At 60.5% G+C, this 20,136-nt stretch carries 17 protein-coding genes, 1 other RNA gene and 1 pseudogene; 10 read left to right on the top strand and 9 right to left on the bottom strand.

What is annotated here, in order from left to right:
• Positions 1-112 precede the first annotated feature (112 nt).
• From GG26_RS09165 to GG26_RS09190, 6 genes are all read left to right on the top strand, one after another.
• Positions 113-1,147, top strand: coding sequence for an HD-GYP domain-containing protein (locus GG26_RS09165; RefSeq protein ID WP_099812865.1), 1,035 nt, complete (start codon positions 113-115; stop codon positions 1,145-1,147).
• A gap of 38 nt (positions 1,148-1,185) precedes the next feature.
• Positions 1,186-1,503, top strand: coding sequence for a YlxR family protein (locus GG26_RS09170; protein WP_099812864.1), 318 nt, complete (start codon positions 1,186-1,188; stop codon positions 1,501-1,503).
• A gap of 388 nt (positions 1,504-1,891) precedes the next feature.
• On the top strand, positions 1,892-4,987 hold the full coding sequence (gene infB / locus GG26_RS09175) for a translation initiation factor IF-2 (RefSeq protein WP_414390161.1): 3,096 nt from the start codon (positions 1,892-1,894) through the stop codon (positions 4,985-4,987).
• 102 nt (positions 4,988-5,089) lie between these two features.
• A complete protein-coding gene (locus GG26_RS09180; protein WP_099812862.1) occupies positions 5,090-6,919 on the top strand; it encodes a proline--tRNA ligase in 1,830 nt (609 codons plus the stop codon).
• A gap of 21 nt (positions 6,920-6,940) precedes the next feature.
• A complete protein-coding gene (locus GG26_RS09185) occupies positions 6,941-7,558 on the top strand; it encodes a hypothetical protein (RefSeq protein ID WP_099812861.1) in 618 nt (205 codons plus the stop codon).
• Positions 7,555-7,830 carry a hypothetical protein gene (locus GG26_RS09190; protein WP_011431141.1) on the top strand — a complete coding sequence of 92 codons (276 nt, stop codon included), beginning with the start codon at positions 7,555-7,557 and terminating at the stop codon, positions 7,828-7,830. The genes GG26_RS09185 and GG26_RS09190 overlap by 4 nt, the downstream gene beginning before the upstream one ends.
• Before the next feature lie 96 nt (positions 7,831-7,926).
• Here the strand turns inward: GG26_RS09190 and GG26_RS09195 are convergent, their stop codons facing one another.
• The 3 genes and pseudogenes from GG26_RS09195 to GG26_RS09205 form a co-directional block, all read right to left on the bottom strand.
• Positions 7,927-8,973 carry a hypothetical protein gene (locus GG26_RS09195; protein ID WP_228375300.1) on the bottom strand — a complete coding sequence of 349 codons (1,047 nt, stop codon included), beginning with the start codon at positions 8,971-8,973 and terminating at the stop codon, positions 7,927-7,929.
• A gap of 217 nt (positions 8,974-9,190) precedes the next feature.
• Positions 9,191-9,562, bottom strand: a pseudogene (locus tag GG26_RS09200) (zinc ribbon domain-containing protein); the annotation flags it as partial.
• Positions 9,563-9,679: 117 nt separating this feature from the next.
• Entirely contained in the window at positions 9,680-10,105 is a 426-nt protein-coding gene (locus GG26_RS09205) for a hypothetical protein (protein ID WP_187147158.1), read from the bottom strand.
• Between the two features lie 242 nt (positions 10,106-10,347).
• Here GG26_RS09205 and GG26_RS09210 point away from each other — a divergent pair, with 242 nt between their 5' ends.
• A complete protein-coding gene (locus GG26_RS09210; RefSeq protein ID WP_255322487.1) occupies positions 10,348-10,482 on the top strand; it encodes a hypothetical protein in 135 nt (44 codons plus the stop codon).
• A 366-nt stretch (positions 10,483-10,848) separates the two neighbouring features.
• On the opposite strand, the gene tkt is transcribed toward GG26_RS09210, so the two are convergent.
• Positions 10,849-12,849 carry a transketolase gene (gene tkt, locus GG26_RS09215; protein ID WP_011431146.1) on the bottom strand — a complete coding sequence of 667 codons (2,001 nt, stop codon included), beginning with the start codon at positions 12,847-12,849 and terminating at the stop codon, positions 10,849-10,851.
• A gap of 411 nt (positions 12,850-13,260) precedes the next feature.
• On the opposite strand from tkt, the gene lipA reads away from it, so the two are divergent.
• Together lipA and rnpB are read left to right on the top strand one after the other, a co-directional pair.
• Complete coding sequence (gene lipA, locus GG26_RS09220; protein ID WP_011431147.1) at positions 13,261-14,151, top strand: lipoyl synthase; 891 nt, start codon at positions 13,261-13,263, stop codon at positions 14,149-14,151.
• A 132-nt stretch (positions 14,152-14,283) separates the two neighbouring features.
• Positions 14,284-14,735, top strand: an RNA gene (rnpB, locus tag GG26_RS09225) — RNase P RNA component class A.
• 49 nt (positions 14,736-14,784) lie between these two features.
• Here the strand turns inward: rnpB and GG26_RS09230 are convergent.
• Positions 14,785-15,453, bottom strand: a complete 669-nt coding sequence (locus tag GG26_RS09230; protein WP_099812859.1) for a TetR/AcrR family transcriptional regulator — start codon at positions 15,451-15,453, stop codon at positions 14,785-14,787.
• Between the two features lie 319 nt (positions 15,454-15,772).
• Here GG26_RS09230 and GG26_RS09235 point away from each other — a divergent pair, with 319 nt between their 5' ends.
• A complete protein-coding gene (locus tag GG26_RS09235; RefSeq protein WP_011431149.1) occupies positions 15,773-16,666 on the top strand; it encodes an acyl-CoA desaturase in 894 nt (297 codons plus the stop codon).
• Positions 16,667-16,997: 331 nt separating this feature from the next.
• Here GG26_RS09235 and GG26_RS09240 read toward each other — a convergent pair whose 3' ends face one another.
• The 4 genes from GG26_RS09240 to GG26_RS09255 all read right to left on the bottom strand — a co-directional run bounded on the left by GG26_RS09240 (position 16,998) and on the right by GG26_RS09255 (position 19,944).
• Entirely contained in the window at positions 16,998-17,213 is a 216-nt protein-coding gene (locus GG26_RS09240) for a hypothetical protein (RefSeq protein ID WP_071813563.1), read from the bottom strand.
• A gap of 212 nt (positions 17,214-17,425) precedes the next feature.
• Positions 17,426-17,689 (bottom strand): helix-turn-helix domain-containing protein, encoded by a 264-nt coding sequence (locus GG26_RS09245; RefSeq protein WP_011431151.1) that lies wholly within the window; start codon positions 17,687-17,689, stop codon positions 17,426-17,428.
• Positions 17,690-17,839: 150 nt separating this feature from the next.
• The gene (locus GG26_RS09250) at positions 17,840-19,099 is read right to left on the bottom strand and encodes a sensor histidine kinase (RefSeq protein ID WP_414390169.1); all 1,260 of its coding nucleotides are present in this window, start codon (positions 19,097-19,099) and stop codon (positions 17,840-17,842) included.
• Between the two features lie 80 nt (positions 19,100-19,179).
• Complete coding sequence (locus tag GG26_RS09255; protein WP_011431153.1) at positions 19,180-19,944, bottom strand: SDR family oxidoreductase; 765 nt, start codon at positions 19,942-19,944, stop codon at positions 19,180-19,182.
• Positions 19,945-20,136: the final 192 nt, after the last annotated feature.

The raw sequence follows: 20,136 nt of genomic DNA on the forward strand, positions 1-20,136 counted from the left end.
AAGGGATTGGCGGCGGCTTGAGGCCCTGGCAAGTTCAGTGGAAAGGCGGATGCTTGCAATTGGGAGCTGAAATTACGGTGGAAGCGGTGAGCTAGGAGTAGTCTCTACCAAGATGCAATCCGCCCAAGCTGAGAGGCCCGTGAGGGTTGGGATCCCTGAGATAGCACCTTTTGGAGAGCAGGAGCCGGCGGGCCATCTCCTCATCGTGGACGATCAGCCCCACAGTCGCCTGTTGCTGGGGGATCTGTTGGAGAGCATTGGTTATCGCGTCAGCGAGGCGGAAAACGGCCAGCAAGCCCTGCAGATGCTGCCAAGCTTGCAGCCGGATCTGGTCCTGTTGGATGTGATGATGCCGGGGTTGGACGGATTCGAGGTCTGTCGGCGCATCAAGGCTGATGAAGAGACACGCCTGATCCCGGTGGTGTTGATTGCAGCGGCCAGCGACCGCAAAAATCGCCTGCGCGGGATTGAGGCGGGGGCAGACGACTTCTTGAGCAAGCCCTTTGACGAGTCCGAGTTGCTGGCGCGGGTGCGCTCCCTCGTTCGCCAGAAGCATCTCAATGAAGACTTGGATCATGCCGCCCAGGTTTTATTTGCCATTGCCCGCAGTGTAGAAAGCCGGGATCCGACCACCGGGGATCACTGCGAGCGGCTGGCAGCCCTGGCCAAGAGCTTTGGCGAGTTTCTCCAGCTACCCCGTCCCCTGATCAAGGTGCTGACCTGGGGAGGTTACCTGCACGACATCGGCAAAGTGGGCATACCCGACGCCATCTTGGGCAAAACGGGCAAGCACACGCCGGAAGAGTGGGAGGTGATGAAATCCCACGTCCTAATTGGAGAGGAAATCTGCCGCCCCTTGCGCACCATGAGGGATGTGCTGCCCCTTATCCGCCACCACCACGAGCGCTGGGACGGCAGCGGCTATCCCGACGGCCTCAAGGGAGAAGCAATCCCCCTGGTGGCCCGCGTCTTTCAGATTGTCGACATCTACGACGCCCTTACCTCGGAGCGGCCCTACAAGCGAGCCTTCACTGTCCAGGAGGCCATGGACATCCTGCGGCAAGAAACGACCAAGGGCTGGCGGGATCCCTACTTGGTGGAGCGTTTCTTTGAGTTTCTCAGGTCGCGGCTGCCCCATTTGGAGTAGACTGGACTAGTTCCCGTGCTTCAGCGAGATGGCGTCTTTTGGCAGGGGCAGATCCGCTACGTCGCTGTGTCGGCTGTCGCCAACTGTTTCCCCGCTCCCAGTTGTGGCGGCTGGTTAGGCAATACGACACTCACCAGGTGCTTTTGGATCAGGGCATGGGGCGTTCTGCCTACCTCTGTCGCCGCCTCGAATGTCTGCGGGCGGCCCGGCGTAAGCACCAGATGAGCAGAGCCCTCAAGGCAGCAGTGCCCGACTCGCTGTGGCAACTGCTGGAGCAGCAACTGCTGCGCGATTCTGAGGCCCAGAGCCCCCCGGAAACATCAGCCCCGGGGGCAAGCGCTTTAGACAAAACCTAGGCAGCTCCAGAATTGGCCAAGTTAAGATATTGAAACACCTTTTCAGGTTCATCCAGTCGCGAACTACACGGCAGCCCCTCTCAACTGTCAGAATGAGGACTGGCTGCGGCCAACCTGTATGAGCCGCAGAAAGGTTATTCTAAAAAGCACTGTTGATGTTGGTTTCTTCCCCGGTTGTCCTAGCTTTATGTCCCCTGCGGATGTTTCCAAAGTAGCTTCGGACTTGGATTCCCTCCAGTCCGCGCTCTTGGAGGATCGCCGAGATGCTCTCGCTGTGCCGAAGGAAGTGGCCACACACCCAACAGGTTCAGTCCCATCTGGCGATTTGGATCGTATTAACTTGGGTTGTAAAACTGACAAGGAGCAAGGAGCAGAGGCTAGCAGACGAATGACCGATAAAGTCCGACTTTACGAGATTGCCCGCGAAATGGGATGTGACAATCGCGAGGTGCTGGAGGTTTGTGAGCAGTTGGGGATCCCTTTCAAAAGCCATAGCAGCACCATTTCTCCAGAGCAAGCCGAGTTGGTGCGCAGCAAACTGAGTGAACCTCGCGTTGTGAAACCGACTCGTCCCCGGCTCCGGCCCAAGCTGCAACCTGAGAGCTCTCAACCGCAGCCTCCCGTCGAAGCCAAAGCAAGTGAGCGCCCTCAGCACATTGTCGGCATTCGCCGGCCCGCTCCTGCTCAGCAGCAAGCTGCTGCTGGTGAGGCCAGTTCTTCCAAGCCTTCGCCGCAGCGACCCGACCAGCTCTCCTCTGAAAAAGGGGCTGCCGGTGGCAGCCTCGAATTGATAGGCCCGCCGCGGCGGCAAGTCGATCCGCCTGCGCGCCCGGCTGCCCAGGAGCCGCAGCCGGCAGCTGCTTCTACTCGCCCTGAGGCTGCCGCCAAAGCCGGCAGCCCCGAACCTAGCCCTGCTCCGGCGGCCAAGCGACCGACAGTGCTCCCCCCCCCTCGACGAGCCGCCTCTGGGCCCGAGCCGCCGCAACGGGCCCCTGAATCCCGTCGCCCTGGCCTTGCGGAGGCGCCCTCCCCCAGCGGCGCTCGTACCTCTCCTCCTGTCGAGGAAAAGGTTTCTCTCCCTCAAGCTGAACAGCGCCCGCGTCCGCAATTGGTGGGCGCGCCTGTCCGCCCTGGCACTCGTCCCGAGCCGCGCTCGCCGGTGGCCAAGAAGGAAGAGAGCTCCGACAGCGGCAAAGCTGACGAGGCTCCTCGTCCGCAGCGGCGGCTGGAATTGGTAGGGCCTCCTACCCGTCCTGTGGCTAAGCCTCTTCCCCCTGAGCCGGATGCTTCCCCTCGCTTGCCAGAAGGGATCCCTGAGGAACGCCCCACGCCGGTGTTGGCCGAAGCTCCCGTGCGGCCTGCTGCGCCCAAACTCAAGCGCAAGACGGTGGAAGAAGAGGACGAGGAACTACAAGCCCTCGAACGACGGGCCGGCCGCACCCAGGCCAAGCGCAAACGCAGCCGCAGAAGAGAGGAAGGAGACGGAGACGTTCTGGATTTGGATCCCTTGACCGTCCTCTCCAGCGTCAAGCAGGCGGAGCTGAACGCGCTCAAACCCTTGGCGCGCCCCACCGCCAAGCCCCCCTCCTATCGTCCGCCCGCGGCAGCAGCTCGCCCTCGCCCGGCTGCTGAGCGCCCCCAGCGGCCCTCGGCCTCCGCCGAAGCTACTGCTCCTGAGGCCGCAGCAGAATCCTTGCCAGAAGAGAAGGTATTGCTCCTGGAGGGCAGCCTCACCGTGCAAGAATTGGCCCGCCGCCTGCGGGTAGCCGAAACCGAGATCATCAAAACCCTCTTCTTTAAAGGAGTGAGGGTGACCATCAACCAGGTTTTGGACGAGTCGCTGGCCGAGTCGGTGGCCAAAGAGTTGGGCTACGAAGTACGTCGGCCCGAGGCAGAGCCCAAAGCCAAGAAAACCGAGATCCTCGATCTGGAGGACATCGACCATCTGGTGCCACGTCCGCCGGTGGTGACCATCATGGGCCACGTGGATCACGGCAAAACCACTCTGCTCGATGCCATCCGCCACACCAATGTGGCCCAGCGAGAAGCCGGCGGGATCACCCAGCGCATCGGCGCTTACCACGTGGACGTGGACTTCGAAGGCCAGAAGCGGCGCATTGTTTTCCTGGATACTCCCGGCCACCAGGCCTTTACCGCCATGCGCGCCCGCGGTGCCAGCGTTACGGACATCGCTGTCCTGGTGGTGGCTGCCGACGATGGGGTGCAGCCGCAGACGCTGGAGGCCATCAGCCATGCGCGGGCAGCCCAGGTGCCGATCATCGTGGCCATCAACAAGATCGACAAGCCCGGCAGCCAGCCGGAGCGCGTCAAGCAGCAGTTGGCAGAGCACGGCCTGTTGCCGGAGGAGTGGGGCGGCGACACGCCCATGGTGGAGGTGAGCGCCCTCACTCGCCGCAACCTGGACGCGCTGCTGGAGATGATCCTGTTGGTGGCCGATGTGGCGGAGCTGCAGGCCAACCCCAACCGGCCTGCCCGCGGCACCGTGATCGAAGCCCACCTGGACAAGGCTCGCGGCCCGGTGGCTACTCTGTTGGTGCAAAACGGTACCCTGCGGGTGGGCGATACCCTGGTGGCCGGCGCCGTCTTGGGCCGGGTCAAGGCGATGATGGACGACCGCGGCCAACGGCTGCAGGAAGCGGGGCCCTCTTCGGCGGTGCAACTGTTGGGCCTGGAGGAGGTGCCCGCAGCGGGGGATGAGTTCCAGGTGTACGCCGACGAGAAAGAAGCCCGGCGGATTGCCGAGGAGCGAGCGGAAGCCCTGCGGCAAGCCCGTCTGCAACAGGCGCTGCTGTCGCGGCGGGTGAGTTTGGGCAGCATCTCTGCCAAGGCCCAGGAAGGCCAGCTCAAGGAGTTGAACTTGATCATCAAGACGGACGTGCAGGGATCCGCCGAGGCCATCCAGACGGCGCTGCAGGATCTGCCGCAAGAAGAAGTGCGCTTGCGAGTGCTTCTAGCAGCTCCTGGGGAGATCACCGAGACTGACGTGGATCTGGCAGCAGCCAGCGACGCCATTATTCTGGGTTTCAACACCAGCTTCGCCCCCGGCGCGCGGCAGGCTGCCGACGACAAGGGGGTGGATGTGCGCGAATACGACATCATCTACAACTTGCTGGACGATCTGCGGGCAGCGATGGAGGGCCTGCTGGAGCCGGAGGAGGTGGAGGAGCCGCTGGGCCAGGCGGAAGTGCGCAAAGTCATCCCCATCAGCCGCGGTGCGGTTGCCGGCAGCTACGTGCTCTCCGGCAAGGTGCAGCGCAACGCTCTGGTGCGGGTTCGCCGCAAAGGGGAGGTGGTCTACCAGGGCCGTCTCGATTCTCTGAAGCGCTTCAAGGACGACGTGCGGGAGGTGGCCGCCGGTTTCGAGTGCGGGATCGGCATCGAGAAGTTCGATGCCTGGCAAGAAGGGGACCTTATCGAGGTCTACCAGATGGTTACCAAGCGGCGGACGCTGGCTCCTGCCTAGTTAATTTGGGTGGCCTAGCGTCGCAGGGATCCCAGTCCAGGGGATCTAGGAGGGAGGATTTGCTCCAGAACAACGGAAGCAGTTGCTAAGTGGAGGGGAGGGATGCAACGGAGCCAGAGATTGAGTCAGATGTTGTTTGTAACCCTGCGGGAGGATCCTGCCGAAGCAGAACTGATCAGCCACAAGCTGCTGCTGCGGGGCGGCTTTATCCGGCGGCTCTCCCCGGGGATCTACACCTATTTGCCGCTCCTCTGGCGGGTTTTGCAAAAGATCTCGGACATCGTCCGGGAGGAGATGAACGCCATCGGCGCTCAGGAGTGTCTGCTGCCCCAGTTGCAGCCAGCCGAGATCTGGCGGGAGTCGGGCCGCTGGGACGTGTACACCCAAGCGGAAGGGATCATGTTCGCCCTCAAAGACCGACAGGGGCGCGAGCAGGCCCTGGGCCCTACCCACGAAGAGGTGATTACCCTGCTGGCTCGGGATCTCATTCGCTCCTATCGCCAGTTGCCGCAAATTCTCTATCAAATCCAGACCAAGTTCCGCGACGAGATTCGACCCCGCTTTGGCCTGCTGCGCGGGCGGGAATTCCTCATGAAAGACGCCTACTCCTTCCACGCCAACGAAGAGAGCCTGCGCCAGACCTACCAGGACATGTACCGGGCCTACGGCCGCATCCTGCGCCGCTGCGGGCTGGAGTTCCGCGTGGTGGAGGCCGACGCCGGCGCCATCGGGGGGCCATCGGCAGCCTCGCAGGAGTTTATGGTGTTGGCCTCTGCCGGAGAAGACGAGATCCTCTACACTCCTGATGGCTCCTATGCCGCCAATGTGGAGAAGGCCGTCTCCCTTCCGCCGCCAGCAGCAGACTCCCCCTACACCACCTTCCAGGTTCTGGACACGCCGGGAACGGAAACCATCGAGAAGCTGGCCAATTTCTTGAAGATCTCCCCCACTCTGATTGTCAAAAACGTCCTCTACCAAGCCCTTTACGACAACGGCCTACGGGTGGTGGTGCTGCTGAGCATCCGCGGCGATCAAGAAGTCAATGAGGTGAAGCTGGCCAACCACCTCAACCGTCTGGCGGAGCGCTACCAAGCCAACAAGTTGCTCAAGCTCACCTTGGCGGATGCGGAGATCCAAAAAAGCTGGCAAGGGGATCCGATCCCCGTGGGCTACATCGCGCCCGACCTGCCGGATAGCTGCCTGGGCCGGCAGAAAAACCTGGCCCCTCAGATCCTGCGCCTGGCCGACCAGACGGCAGCCCTGCTGAAAAACTTTGTAACCGGCAGCAACCAGGTGGGGCGGCACGTAGTGGGGGCCAACTGGGGCGAGCAGTACCCCCTGCCGGAGGTGGTGGACGTGCGCAAAGCGCAAGCCGGGGATCGCTGTCTGCTCAACCCCGACCAGATTCTGGAAACCGCCCGCGGCATTGAGATCGGCCATATTTTCCAGTTGGGCCTCAAGTTTTCGCTGCCGATGCGGGCCAGCTTTACCGACGAGCAGGGATCCGAGCAGCCCCTGTGGATGGGCTGCTACGGCATTGGGGTATCGCGCCTGGCCCAGGCGGCGGTGGAACAGTCCCACGATGCCAATGGGATCATCTGGCCGGTGGCGATCGCCCCTTATCACGTGGTGGTGGTGGTGCCCAACGTCTCCGACCCAGAGCAGACGAAGGTGGCGGAAAAATTGGTGCAGGAACTGGCTGCTGCCGGCATCGAGACCCTCTGGGACGACCGGGACGAGCGGGCCGGCGTCAAGTTCAAAGATGCGGATCTCATCGGGATCCCTTACCGCCTTACCACCGGGCGCAGCCTTAAGCAAGGCAAGGTGGAATTGGCCGAGCGGGCCACCGGCCAAGCGGTAGAAATTCCCATTGAGGAAGTGGTGGCTACCCTCAAAGAGCGGATTGCTGCCGCTCTGGCTGTGCCAGATTGAGCAGGGCTTTTGTCGTAACCAATGCTGAACCTCTCTCTTCTCAAGGAAGACGAATCCTATACTTTTCGCTCTTATTTTGAGATGCCCTACGAGCCAGAGGAAATCCTGGCTCAGTTTAGCTACCGTCTGGAGATAGGAGAGTGGACATGGCCCGTTGCCCCTGCCCCACCCCAAACCCCAGCTCTGAAAAACCGGATCCGACAATTGTTGCCTTTGGTCAGCCTCACCAGCGAGACAGCCCGCCGAGAGCTGCTGGTGGCCCCTGTGCTGACGGAAGTGGCTCTTCACTGTCGAGTTCCTTTGCGGCTGGAATATCCCCTGATGGTCAACAATTGGCTCAAGGGCAGCCTTGATTATCTCTTGCGGGGCAAGAACATCCTGCTGGTGGTTGAAGCCAAAAAGGACGATCTGACGCGGGCTTTTGTCCAAATGGCGGTGGAGATGATCGCCCTGGCCCAGGTGGAGCCGCAAGCGCAGATCTACGGCGCTGTTACCATTGGATCTATCTGGCAGTTCGGGCAGATCCTTGGGGATCCGCGGACAATCCGACAAGACTTGACTTTGTACCGAGTACCGGAAGATCTGGAGAGCGTTGCCGGCATCCTCACGGCCATGGTAGGGGATCCCAGCCAACCATGAAACCCAAAACCCTCTGGTTTGCCCTGCAATTGATGGTGGCCGCTGCCGGGATCAGCGCGGCCATCAAATATGGCGGCCCCTACTTGGCCTTGCCGGAGACCCTGCCGGTGATCCTGGCCATGATCGTCTCGCCCGCCCTGGTCATGGCCGGGATCCTGTGGCGCTGGCAACAGCGGTCTTCTCTCTCCCCAACCCGCGCTCAAGACCGCCAGGGATCCCCGCCAACTGCAAACTCTGAGAATCCAAAAATCTCTCAGCCGCCTTTCCATTGACCCTCACCCCCAGCCCCTCTCCCTCTGGGAGAGGGGAGCTTGGGCGCCACTGCCAGGCCGGCAGGGCGATACTCTCAGTCCAGCCAAGGGGACAGGCTACTGCTGGGTGAGGCGCAAGGTTACCGTCGGGCTGGTTTGGTTGCCGGAAGTGGCCGTGAGATTGATCTGATACACCGTGCCGGAGGCCGGAATGGGCGGCCGCACCGTAACGGTGAAGCGGCCCTGGGCATCGGCTTGCACAGTTTGGTTGGTCACCGTCTGTTGGGCGCTGATGATGCCCCCCAGCGAGGTCGAAGCCGTTACATTCACCCGCACCGAAGCGTTGGGAGCCGTCGTGCCCTGCAGCGTAAAGGAAGAGCCGGAAACCCGATCCCCATCGCGCAGGTTGGTGATCTGGGGCAGCAGGCTGGAGAGGCTGATCGTCGCGGCAACCTCTTGGGTGGCGAGCCGCTGGATACCACCGGCGGCCCCCTCGATCAGGCGGGCGGGCTGTTCTGCGGTCATAAAGCGCACCTGGCCGCCGTTTTCCAGGCGAGCGATGACGATCCCTTCGCGGGTGGCATCTTTTGGCTCGATCAGGGCGTTGACCACATAGGTGCCGCTGGAAACTTCCTGAGCCGGCAGGGTTTGCACCTGCCGCCCGTCCTGGACAAGGTAAACGGTTACCCGGCTGGAAGGAGTGCCTTTGACGGTTACCAGCAGGATCTCGCCCGCCGCCAAGGGGCGATTGCCGGCGTTGTGATCCACCAGGTCGATAGAGGCGCGGACGGGGTTACCCACGGTGAAGCTCCAGGTCACGCGGCGGGTCACCCCCTGGGTATTGGTGAACTCCAGCAGGACTTCCCGCCGTCCCGGCGGTAGCGGCTGCGAGGGACGGTAGGTGAAGAAATCCCGGGTAATCACCGACTCGGCAGTAACATCTTTGCCATCCACAAAAACCCGCACCGTCTCCGGACGCACGCTGACCCCATCTTGGCTGCGAAAAGAAGCCGAGATTGGCGAGGTGGGCTCCACATTGGTGGCCGCTTGAGCCGGGCTGGGATCCGTAATTTGTTGAGCCCTTGCCGGCAGGCCCGACAACCCCACCACCGCAGCGCCCATCACCAAGGCACGGGGAAACCAAGAATACAAGTTATCGCTCATGAGACCATCCAAAAAAAGTAAAAGTAAAGGACACTTCAGTTAGGTTACAGGCGAGTAGCTCAAAGGCAGAGCAAAGTCTACAAGAACATCGACCTGGACATCCTGTTTGCATCCTGTCATAAGGGTCGATTGCTGTCGATACGCCTAAACCTCGGGTTGGCTCTCCAACAGACCCAGCTCCAACGTCAGATTCGAGTAAGGTTGACTGCCATGTAAACTACCCGGCTCCGACCGCCCCCCTTCCAGCCCCCAACCCCCGTATACGGGGGCAGGGGGGCGGGGGGATGTAGGGGGGCTGGTTTACAGCAACCCCCAAAAGTGCAATCCCGTTGGCACCGTTAAAATCTGCATCCCCTTCCCAACCACAGAGCGGGTTCACACAACGAAAATGCTTCCCTTCCCGTTGCTCAATCCAAAAACACTGGTGGCAGGTCTGCGAGCTGTAGGCAGGTGGCACCACCACAACCTGGATCCCTGCTCTCGCTGCCTTGTAGTGCACAAACTGCCTCAGTTGATAGAACGCCCAACTATTGGACCGCCGACGCTCGGTTTTGCTGCGCGGCGGTCGGTGGCTACGTTCCCGGATCCCCCCGCCCCCCAGTCCCCCCGTGTACGGGGGGATATAGGGGGATGCGGCGTTCATCTTCGCAAAGTTTAGAACCCGGTCGGGATCCCAAAGGCTATCTTTTGCCCGTTCAAGCTGGCATCAATTCACGAAAATAGCGCCTGTCTCTTGTAAATCGAGACAATGGTCGCCGGAGACATCGTTGACCAGGCGCACCTCTACGGTGATTACATTCAAGGGATCCACGCTCACCCGGTAGCCCACTGGGGACAACATCGGCGTGTTGATGGCCATGCAGTTGGGGATCGGCAGGTTGCTCAGACGCAGCGTTTCTCCCGGCGGAAGTTCCGACACCTTCTGGCGCGGATCGGTAAAGCCGTATTCCAGAGGCAGGCCGGTGCGATTGTGGATCACCAGCTCAGCAGGCAGGTTGGGGTTGAAGCGGGCCACCGGGCGATCGAAGACCAATTGATCCACACCCACCGGCAGGCGAGGCAGCGGCACTGTCCGAAAGGCAGGCTGAGCGACAGCACGGTGTCCACCCACCCAGGCTGACAAAGCGACCATGATCAAGCCGAGTCTTTTGCTTCCTTTCGCGTACCTCATGCCTCTGCCTCAGAATGCGCCTTGAAATTGGGATCCCCTTCCTTGCCTGCTTGTATTGTTCCCAAAAAGGGCTGGCCGGGCCAGGTGGTCGCTGTTTTTTCAAGGGTACGCCTCAGCAAGCTCCCCTTCCAGCTACCGCAGCACCGCACGGCAGAAATTCCGGGGGAGAAGGTTAAATTAGAGTTAACGGGGCATAAAGAGGCATGGCTATGCCAGAAAAACTGGAAAAACCGGAGAAAAACTACTCCTGGAAGGGCAGTGCCAACGCAGGCCGGGTACTGACGATTTTGGCCGTCGTGGGGGGAGCGGTGATTTTGCTGGCGGGCTTCCTGCAGTAGGCCGAGCTGTCAGATCCTCAGTTGCTCCAGGAACATCAGCATGTCGCCAGAAGCCAACGTTTTCCCTTCAAGGCGGGGGTGGAAAGGGTTAGCTTTCCAGAGGAAAGCGGATCTGGGGTCGTTTTAAACAAAGTTATGAAACTATGAAACAACTTTCTCGCTCCCCTCTCCCACAAGGGGAAAGGAGGTGGGGGGGAGGGGGCAAGGGTCTTAACCTTGTTTGAAACAACTGCAATGTTTTGCAAGTCCTGCTGAACAAGTTGTCAGCCTTCGCTAAGTCTTGTCAAGTTGTGCCACCATTGGGCAGCAAAAAAGACCCAGCAGAGAAGGGATCCCTGCTGGGTTTAGGCCGGAGGAGCAGAAACCTTAGCTTAGGAGACGGCGCGCGGTATTGAGCACATTCTCCACCGTGAAGCCGAACTTCTCCATGCACACGGGGCCGGGGGCAGAAGCGCCGAAGCGGTCGATGCCGATGGCCACCCCCTCAAAGCCCAGGTACTTGTGCCAGCCAAAGGTGGATCCCGCCTCGACGGAGACGCGCTTGGTGACCTTGGGGGGCAAGACCTCGTCGCGGTAGCTCTGGGGCTGGGCCTCAAATAGCTCCATGCAGGGCATGGAGACCACCCGTACCGCCCGGCCTTCCTGCTGCAGTTGGGCAGCGGCCTTCACCGCCAGCTCCAGCTCTGAGCCGGTGGCGATTAGGATCAGTTCTGGGTTGGGAGTATCCACCACTACATAGGCCCCCTTGGCCACCCCCTCAATGGAGGTGCCTTCCACGGGGTTAACCGCCTGCCGGGTAAACACCAGCACCGAAGGGGTGGAGGTGGACTCAAGGGCTACTTGGTAGGCTCCCACCGTCTCGCGGGCATCAGCGGGGCGGATGACGTAGAGGTTGGGGATGGCCCGCAGGGAAGCCAGCGTCTCAATGGGCTGGTGGGTGGGGCCGTCTTCTCCCAGGGCAATGGAGTCGTGGGTCATAATATGGAGCACCCGCGCCCGCGAGAGGGCCGACAGGCGAATGGCCGGCCGCATGTAGTCGCTGAAGACCAAGAAGGTGGCGTCGTAGGGAATGAGGCCGCCGTGCAGGGCTATGCCGTTGGCAATCGCCCCCATACCGTGTTCCCGTACGCCAAAGCGGAAGTTGCGCCCATGATAGGAGCCGGCCTGGAACTCCGGGATCCCCTTTAAATAGGTCATGTTGGAGTGGGCCAGATCGGCGGATCCGCCCAGCAGCTCTGGCACCGCCTTGGCCAAAGCATTGAGACAAAACTTGGAGAGGTTGCGGGTGGATTCTTTGCCGGTTTCGGCAATGGGAGCCAACGCTTCTTTCCAGCCTGCGGGCAGCTCCCCGGCCATGATGCGCTTGAATTCGGCGGCCTCTTCCGGGTAGGCCTTCTCGTAGGCGGCAAAGCGCTCGTTCCACTCCGCCTCGGCCTTGGCCCCCTTATCGATGGCCTGGCGGAAGTGGGCCAGCACCTCGTCGGGAATGTAGAACTCCGGCTCCAGCGGCCAGCCCAGATTTTGTTTGGTGAGTTTCACCTCCTCTGGCCCCAGCGGCGCCCCGTGGACGCTCTCCGTGCCGGCTTTGTTGGGGGATCCGTAGCCGATGGTGGTCTCGACAATGATCAAGGAAGGCTTGTCGGTAACTTCTTTAGCTTTCTGGATAGCGGCGGCAATTCCCTTCAGGTCGTGGTTGCCATCTTCCACTTTTTGCACATGCCACCCGTAGGCCTCGTAGCGCTTGCCCACATCTTCGGTAAAGGCAATTTCCGTGCTGCCGTCGATGGAGATGTGGTTGCTGTCGTAGAGCATGATCAGCTTGCCCAGCTTGAGGTGGCCGGCCAGCGAGGCCGCTTCCGAGGCCACCCCCTCCATGTTGCAGCCGTCGCCCAAGATCACATAAGTGTAGTGATCCACAATGGTGTGACCGGGCTTGTTGAAACGGGCGGCCAAGTGGGCCTCGGCAATGGCCAGCCCAACGGCGTTGCCCACCCCCTGCCCCAGCGGTCCGGTGGTTACCTCCACACCGGGGGTTTCAAAGTTTTCCGGGTGGCCGGGGGTTTTGGATCCCCACTGGCGAAACTGCTTGATGTCCTCTAGGCTCACATCAAAGCCGGTCAGGTGCAGCAGAGCATACTGCAGCATGCAGCCGTGGCCTGCCGAGAGGACAAAGCGATCCCGATCCACCCATTTGGGGTTGCGGGGATTGAACTTCAGGAACTGCTGCCAAAGCACATAGGCCATGGGTGCTGCCCCCATTGGCAGGCCGGGGTGACCCGAGTTGGCTTTCTGAACAGCATCCACCGCCAAAAAACGAATCGTGTTGATGGCAAGTTGTTCCAGAGAGGGAGGAGCAGCAACAACCATGTGGGGATCCCTATCGCTCGACATTCGCTTTCCAGTATGCCTTGACACGCCCACCGCCTAAAGGCGGGGGATTCTCGTCAAGGCGCTGTCAAGATGCCTCTAGACAGTTCCTTGAGGCAAGGCCCCAAGGTTCTGCTGGCTTGTCTGGGCAGGTTGGCTGAGACGTTGGCATTTCCCGGACGCTTGCCACCGGTTGGGTTTTTCACCGTGACTAGGGGCTCGCCTGAGAACGGTACGCCTCGGTGACAACTATACCATTGGCGAGCAGCTAAAGTTTGCTTCGCCTTTAAGGGCGGGGCTACTGAGCTATCCTTTTTCGGGCTTTGGCCACCGAGCCCGGTCTCGGCTGGGCAATAATGACAGGCTAAGCTGAGAGATACGCTTGCCGCCATTTCTGGTTGGAGGGTTTCATTGAGCGCTGTTTCTTCGCCTAGCGGCAAACCTCCCTGGCTGCGGGCCAAAGCCCCCCAGCGGGCCGGATCCGTCCAGCAACTGCTGCGGGACTTGGGCCTGAATACCGTTTGCGAGGAGGCTTCCTGTCCCAACCTAGGGGAGTGCTTTGCCAACGGCACCGCCACCTTTTTAATCATGGGCCCGGCCTGTACCCGCGCCTGCCCCTACTGCGATATCGACTTCACCAAACGGCCTCCGCCTTTGGATCCCACTGAGCCGCTGCGGGTGGCCACAGCGGTGCAACGGCTAGGGCTACGCCATGCGGTGATTACCTCGGTGAATCGGGACGACCTCCCCGATGGGGGAGCCAGCCAGTTTGTTGCTTGCATTACCGAAATCCGCTGCCGCATGCCCCAGACAACCATCGAGGTCTTGATCCCAGATCTGTGCGGCAACTGGCAGGCCTTGGAGCAAATTCTCGCCGCCCGCCCGACGGTGCTCAACCACAACACGGAAACCGTGCCCCGCCTCTACCGGCGAGTGCGCCCCCAGGGGAACTACGAGCGTTCCCTGCGGCTTTTGGAACTGGCGCGGCAATGGGATCCCGGCCTCTACACCAAGTCGGGGGTGATGCTGGGCTTGGGAGAGACCGCCGAGGAGATTTTGCAGATAATGCAAGATCTACGCCGGGTAGGCTGCGACATCCTCACTCTTGGCCAATACCTTCCTCCCAGCCCCAAACACCTGCCGGTGGAGCGCTACGTGCCCCCAGAGGAGTTTGACCACTGGCGACAGGTGGGGGAAGAGTTGGGCTTTTTGCAGGTGGTGTCCTCCCCGCTTACCCGCAGCTCCTACCATGCCGAGGCTGTCCAAGAGCTGATGCAGCGCTTTCCTCGACCAGGAACGTAGACCTAGGGGGATGGAGTCCCTGCGGAGCAGGAACAGCGGGGTCAGCTTTGCAGGCCGGCTGGCCAGCAACGCGGAGCCTAGGCGCAGAGAGATTTTCTGCGCTGGGGGGATGCGCTAGGATTGAAATGAAGAGATAGGAGGGGCAGGCGGTCGCGTCCTCGCTGCCGCCACCAGGCAGCAGGATGAGGAAAGTCCGGGCTTTCAGAAGAACACACCGCTGGGGAAAGCCCAGTGCGGGAAACCGCGAGGATAGTGCCACAGAAACATACCGCCGATGGCTGGGATCCCAGCCCAGGTAAGGGTGCAAAGGTGGGGTAAGAGCCCACCAGCAGCGTCGTGAGGCGCTGGCTCGGTAAACCCCGGTGGAAAGCAAGGCCGCAGCCGCAGGACTATGGCTGTTCTTCGCCCCTGTCGGCTGCACCGAGGTCACGGTACTCAGCCAAGCGGTTGGGGGAGGGTGGTCTCGGTGGTGGTGAGCCGCTAGAGGGTGATGGCAACATCACTCCCAGAGAGATGACCGCCAGTGCGGGCTGCTCCTTGGAGCACCCCACTACAGAACCCGGCTTACAACCTCCTCATCTCTTCTTCTTTTTTTGGGATTGCCTCCTTCCAACCCCGAGAGAGTCTTTTGCACTAGGTTTCCTTCATGCCCCTCAAGGCTGCCATCCACAGCTTTACGCAGGCGTAGAGGAGAGGGGGAGTGCTGCTGTTGTTGTCATAAGTGCCCTTGTCCGCTGGGTCGGAGGAGGGCTGGTCGCCGTCGCCAGCAGGCAAGCCAGCGGTAACGGCTAATACAGCCGTCCCCAAAATCATCAGATGGAGAACTCCAGCAGCTGCGTGAAGGCACCCAGAGTCGACGGCTTGTAGCTCCGGGCTAGGGAGCTGCTGGAGGTAGTGGGCTAGCTGCTCTTGGGCCTGCAGGAAGCCTGCTCTCAAGGCGCGGCGATGCTCCTCGGAGTAGAAGCCTGCTTCTCCCACCAACGAGCGCACCAGCTCAGGGTTATTAGCTAGAGCTTGGAAGCAGGTTTGGACATAGCGGAGGAGAATGGCTTGTAGCTCAGAGCCCCGGAAGGTAGTGGGGTCTGCTGGGAGGGGTAAGTCGGCAATGCCGGAGAAAACTCCCAGCTCAGCAAATACAGCCAGGAGCAGCCCCTGCTTGCTGCCAAAGTGACGAAACAGGGTTACTTCATGAACGCCGGCCAAGTCTGCAATTTGACGGGTGGTGGTCTGAGTGATGCCCTGGCGGACGAAGAGGTCTCGAGCCGCGTTCAGCAGCCTTTGCCGGGAAGAAGGACGTGCCATGGTAGGTGATGGGGTAAGGAGTCAAGAGAAGGCGCTCAAGGTAGTGGCAATCTGCAAGCAGCACTTGCATTTGAGGTGAAATATCGTTAAGCTTAGCCTCAGGCGAGATCAAACCTGCTGCCTTTCTGCTCTCTCATAGCGGCTCTCACTGCTGAAGCTTGCTTGGCCAGGCCCTTGGGGATCCCGGCTTGCCTTTCAGGGACATGAGCTCGTTGTAAGCTAAGCCAGGGATGCGGTGGCCTATGCATGAGAAGCAACTTTGCGAGGAGGTATTTGATCCTGCGCTGCCCTTACTCCTTTTCTGAGGTTTTGCTGGTTCATGGCCGTTTCCCTTCCCACCCAATCGCTGGACAATCCCAACCGTTTTGCTTCGCTAGCTCAGCCTGAGCCCCAAAAGTCTTTTCGGTTTGCCTGGGAATTTGTTCTTTTTTTCGTTGTTTTTCACGCCCTCGCTTTAGTGGGCGGCATCGTTTGCTTTTCCTGGCCAGCCTTGGGGGTGGCCCTATTGCTTCACTGGTGCTTCGGCAGCTTGGGCATCTGCCTGGGGTATCATCGTCTGCTTAGCCATCGCAGCTTCCAAGTGCCCAAGTGGCTGGAATATGTCTTTGCTACCTTCGGTGCTCTCGCCATCCAGGGGGGGCCGATCTTTTGGGTGGCCGGCCATCGTCAGCATCACGCTTTTACTGAAGACGAAGAGCGGGATCCCTACTCTGCTCGCAAGGGCTTTTGGTGGAGCCACATGCTCTGGCTCATTTACCAACGGGAAGAGTTTTTTAACCGTGAGAAGTATTCTGCCTTTGCGCCGGATTTGGCTCGGGATCCTTTTTATCGCTGGCTAGACAAGTATGGGCTGCTGCTGCAACTGCCGCTGGCTGGAGTGCTTTACCTGCTCGGCGGTTGGCCGTTCGTTATCTACGGCATCTTCGTGCGGACAGTGCTGCTGCTGCACTGCACCTGGTTGATCAACTCTGCCAGCCACTTCTGGGGCTACCGGACTTTCGAGAGCGACGACAATGCCCGTAACCTTTGGTGGGCGGCTCTCCTCACCTACGGTGAAGGCTGGCACAACAACCATCACGCCGACCCGAAGTGCGTGAAAGCAGGTTTGCGCTGGTGGGAAATTGACATGACCTACTGGGTCATTTGGGTGTTGGCAAGACTGGGTTTGGCTCGTAAGTTGCACTTGCCTGCTCAAAGTCAGCCAACTCGCTAAACAGTCTCTGCCTCAGAGCTTCTAGAACCATCGACAGAGTTACCCCCGTCGTACGGGCAATTCCTGCTAAGACAGTTCGTTGTGCTGCTCGGCGGATCCCTCTCCCTTTTTTGGGAGAGGGGTTAAGGGTGAGGGGCCTGTATGCGCTAGCGCGAGCTCGTTAGCGGCGCAGAGCGCTCAAGGTCTGTCTCGACTTGGTTTGGAGCGGCTGCCCAGTTATCGGTTCCAGTTGGGAGGTGGGTCGGTATCGCCCTGCGGGGAGGTGGTAGTGCTCACCAAACAACCCAAAGGTCTGGCGTTCCGGTAATCCCTCTTCGGCAATGCAGGAGGGCTAGTCCTGTAACGGGCTGTACTGCCATGTCCCGTAGTGGTCAAGAACGCGCTGAACTTGCTCTGGGTCAGCGTCGGCCTCTTGGCGAATTTGCAGCGCCTCGATTTGGCTATCGGAGTAGCGAAAGATGGAGTCTTTTCTGCATTCCAGCTCTGCTTCCACCCCTGGAATGCAGGCCAGATGGGCAGCCACCTCTCGATAAACCATCAGGGGCATGGAATCATAACGAACAGCGTAGCGTTTCAACTCAGCAAGGCTCACGATAGGCAAGGAAAGGAGAAACTAGGGATCCAGGTAACAAACAGCTTCACCACAACGGCCAATGACATCTTGCGAATGTCTCGCTACTTTTGAGGTAAAAAAGCCCTGCTCTGCATTTAATTGCCTGCCAAAACAAAGAGGGGGCAGAGAGAGTCTCCGAGATGTGGCTAAGCAATTTTGTCGTTGGCCAACGTACAGCAATTGACCTGATCTAGGCAAACTTTTCCCCATTGCAAGGCCCAGCGCACCAAAGCGACGCGATTTGACGTTCGCGTCTTGCTCAGAATATTGCTGATGTGATTGTCAACAGTGCGCTTGCTAATCTCTAAGCGCTCTGCAATGTCCTGATTGGTCAGGCCCGCTGCGATTAACTCGAGAACCTGCAGCTCGCGCTCCGACAACAAATCAGCGGAATGATAGTCTGCGCCCATTCCGAATGCCCAGTGTACAAACTGTAAGGATTACCTAGACCAATTCTAGGGGATCCCCTCCAACATGGATAGCCCCGCCGGAGGAAAATCTGGGGCAGTTCTCAGGTCGAAGGGCTTGGTGATGTTGATGGGAGCGCTTCTGGGCAGCTTTCACAGGGCATCGGCGTGTTTCCGGGGCAGCTCCACCTGCACCCACAGCCCACCTGCTTGCGGGTGATTGCGCAGACGGATTGTACCCCCGTGTAGTTCCACGATTTGCCGCACGATCGCCAGCCCCAGGCCGGTGCCGCCTTTGCTGCGGGCCCGCGCCGCGTCGGTGCGGTAAAAGGGTTGAAAGACCAGCTCAAATTGATCCTCCGGCAGGCCAGGGCCATGGTCGTACACCTCCAGCCGCACTTGCGATTCCTGTTCCGACAGGGCCACGTGAATGGGGGAGTCGGTTCCGCCATATTTGATGGCGTTGTCCAAGAGGTTAAGGACGAGGCGGTAGAGGCGCTGTTCATCTCCCCAGAGATAGAGCTGGGAGGGGCCGCTTAGATCCAGTTCCTGCTGGCGGGGCTTGGCCAGCGGTTCCAGGCTCTGCCAGGCTTCGCGCACCAAGCTTGCCAGATCCACCCAGCGCCATTGGGATCGCGATGCGGCCCCCAGGTTGAGGGCGCTCAGTTCCAGCAAGTCTTGCACCAACTGGCTGAGGCGCAGCGTCTCGTTCAGCAATCGTTCCACCCAAACTGCTTGCGCGGCATCGACGCGGCTGTGCAGGGTTTCCGCTAGCAGGCGAATCGAGGTGAGGGGGGTCTTCAGCTCGTGGGCCACATCCGAGGCCCAGCGATCCCGTTGTTGGGCCAGCAGAGTTGCCTCTAGGCGGTCTTCCAAGAAGATGGCCACGTGGGCCTGGGGCAGGGGCAGCCCCCAAGCCCGCAGCGGCACCGGTTTGTCCTCGCCCCCGGAAGGGTAGAAGATCCACTCGCGGCTCTGGATGGGAGCGGTAGCTTCCTGGCGGCGGGTGGCTTCGATAAGCTGATCCAACTCGTAGGAGCGCACCCACTCCAGCAGGAGCTTGATGCCCGGCTGCCACTGGCTGATGCGCAGCAGACGCTGGGCGGCAGGGTTACACTCCCAGACCACGTTGTTCTCGTCTACCCGCAGATATCCCCAGGGCAGGTGGTGGCTGAGATACCGCCAGTCCTGTAGGTATCGTTTTTGGCGGGCCCACTCCAGTTCTTGTTGGCGAAGGTGGTGGCTGAGCCGGCTGAGCATCTGTTCAGGCGAGCTGAGAGGCAGGGCCAGGTGCATCAGGGATCCCAACTGTTGCAATTGGCGGCCGAAGCGGCACCGGCTCTGCCAGAGCAAAATCAGCGTGCCGAGTAGGCCGATGCCCAACCCAATGAGGATCCCGCTTTCCAGTCCCATGGGCCCACCCCCTTTGCCGCCATTGTCGCCCAGGCATGGGGGAGTGAATACCCAACAACGACGGATACGGCATCACATCCCTAGCGACGATGCACCATCGTCGTGCTGGCCTGGTCGGTGGGCAGCAGCAAGACTTCGCTCAGGTTGACGTGGGGGGGGCGGGTAACGGCAAACAGCACCACCTCGGCCACATCCATCGCCGTCAGGGGGGTGAGGCCCCGGTAGACGGCTGCCGCCCGCTCGCGATCGCCGCGGAAGCGCACTTGGCTGAACTCGGTTTCCACCAAGCCGGGCTGGATCTCGGTGACGCGAATGGAGGTGCCCAGCAGATCCAGCTTCAGTCCCTCGGAGATGGCCCGCACGGCGGCCTTGGAAGCGCAATAGACGGCGCCGCCGGGGTAGGTCTGGCGACCGGCAATGGAGCCGATGTTGACCACATGGCCCCGGCCCCGCTCCACCATGCCGGGCAAGACGGCGCGGGTAACATACAGCAAGCCCTTGAGGTTGGTATCGATCATCTCCTCCCAATCTTGCACAGCCCCGCTGTGGAGCTTGTCCAAGCCGCGACTGAGGCCGGCGTTGTTGATCAAAATGTCGATTTCAGCCCAGGCCGGCGGCAAAGACTGGAACGCCTGCTGCACGGCTGCCCTATCTCGCACATCCAAAGTCAGCAAGTATGAGGAAGCACCGTAAGCCTGCTGCAACTCCGCGGCCAGCTCCTGTAGCCGCTCCTGACGGCGGGCCACCAGGATCAGCTTGGCTCCAGAACGGGCAAAAAGCGTGGCACAGGCTGCCCCGATGCCGCTGCTGGCGCCGGTGATGAGCACAATGGCGTTTTCAAGCATAGTCCGCAAGAGTTAAGGGGCTACCAAGGGGATCCGCAACTCGAACGGGCCCCCGGCTGAAGAGAGTATTCCAGCAGCTTAACGCAGGCATAGAGCGTATCCAAGTGACATCCTCTCCCGCTAAGCCCTGACGGGCCGTAGACGGGAGCTTCCGAGAATCACTTCTCGGAGTTGCTGCTTCAACGGACTGGT

This window comes from Synechococcus sp. 'PEA 65AY6A-5F PE A', from assembly GCF_047462575.1.
GTDB lineage: Bacteria > Cyanobacteriota > Cyanobacteriia > Thermostichales > Thermostichaceae > Thermostichus.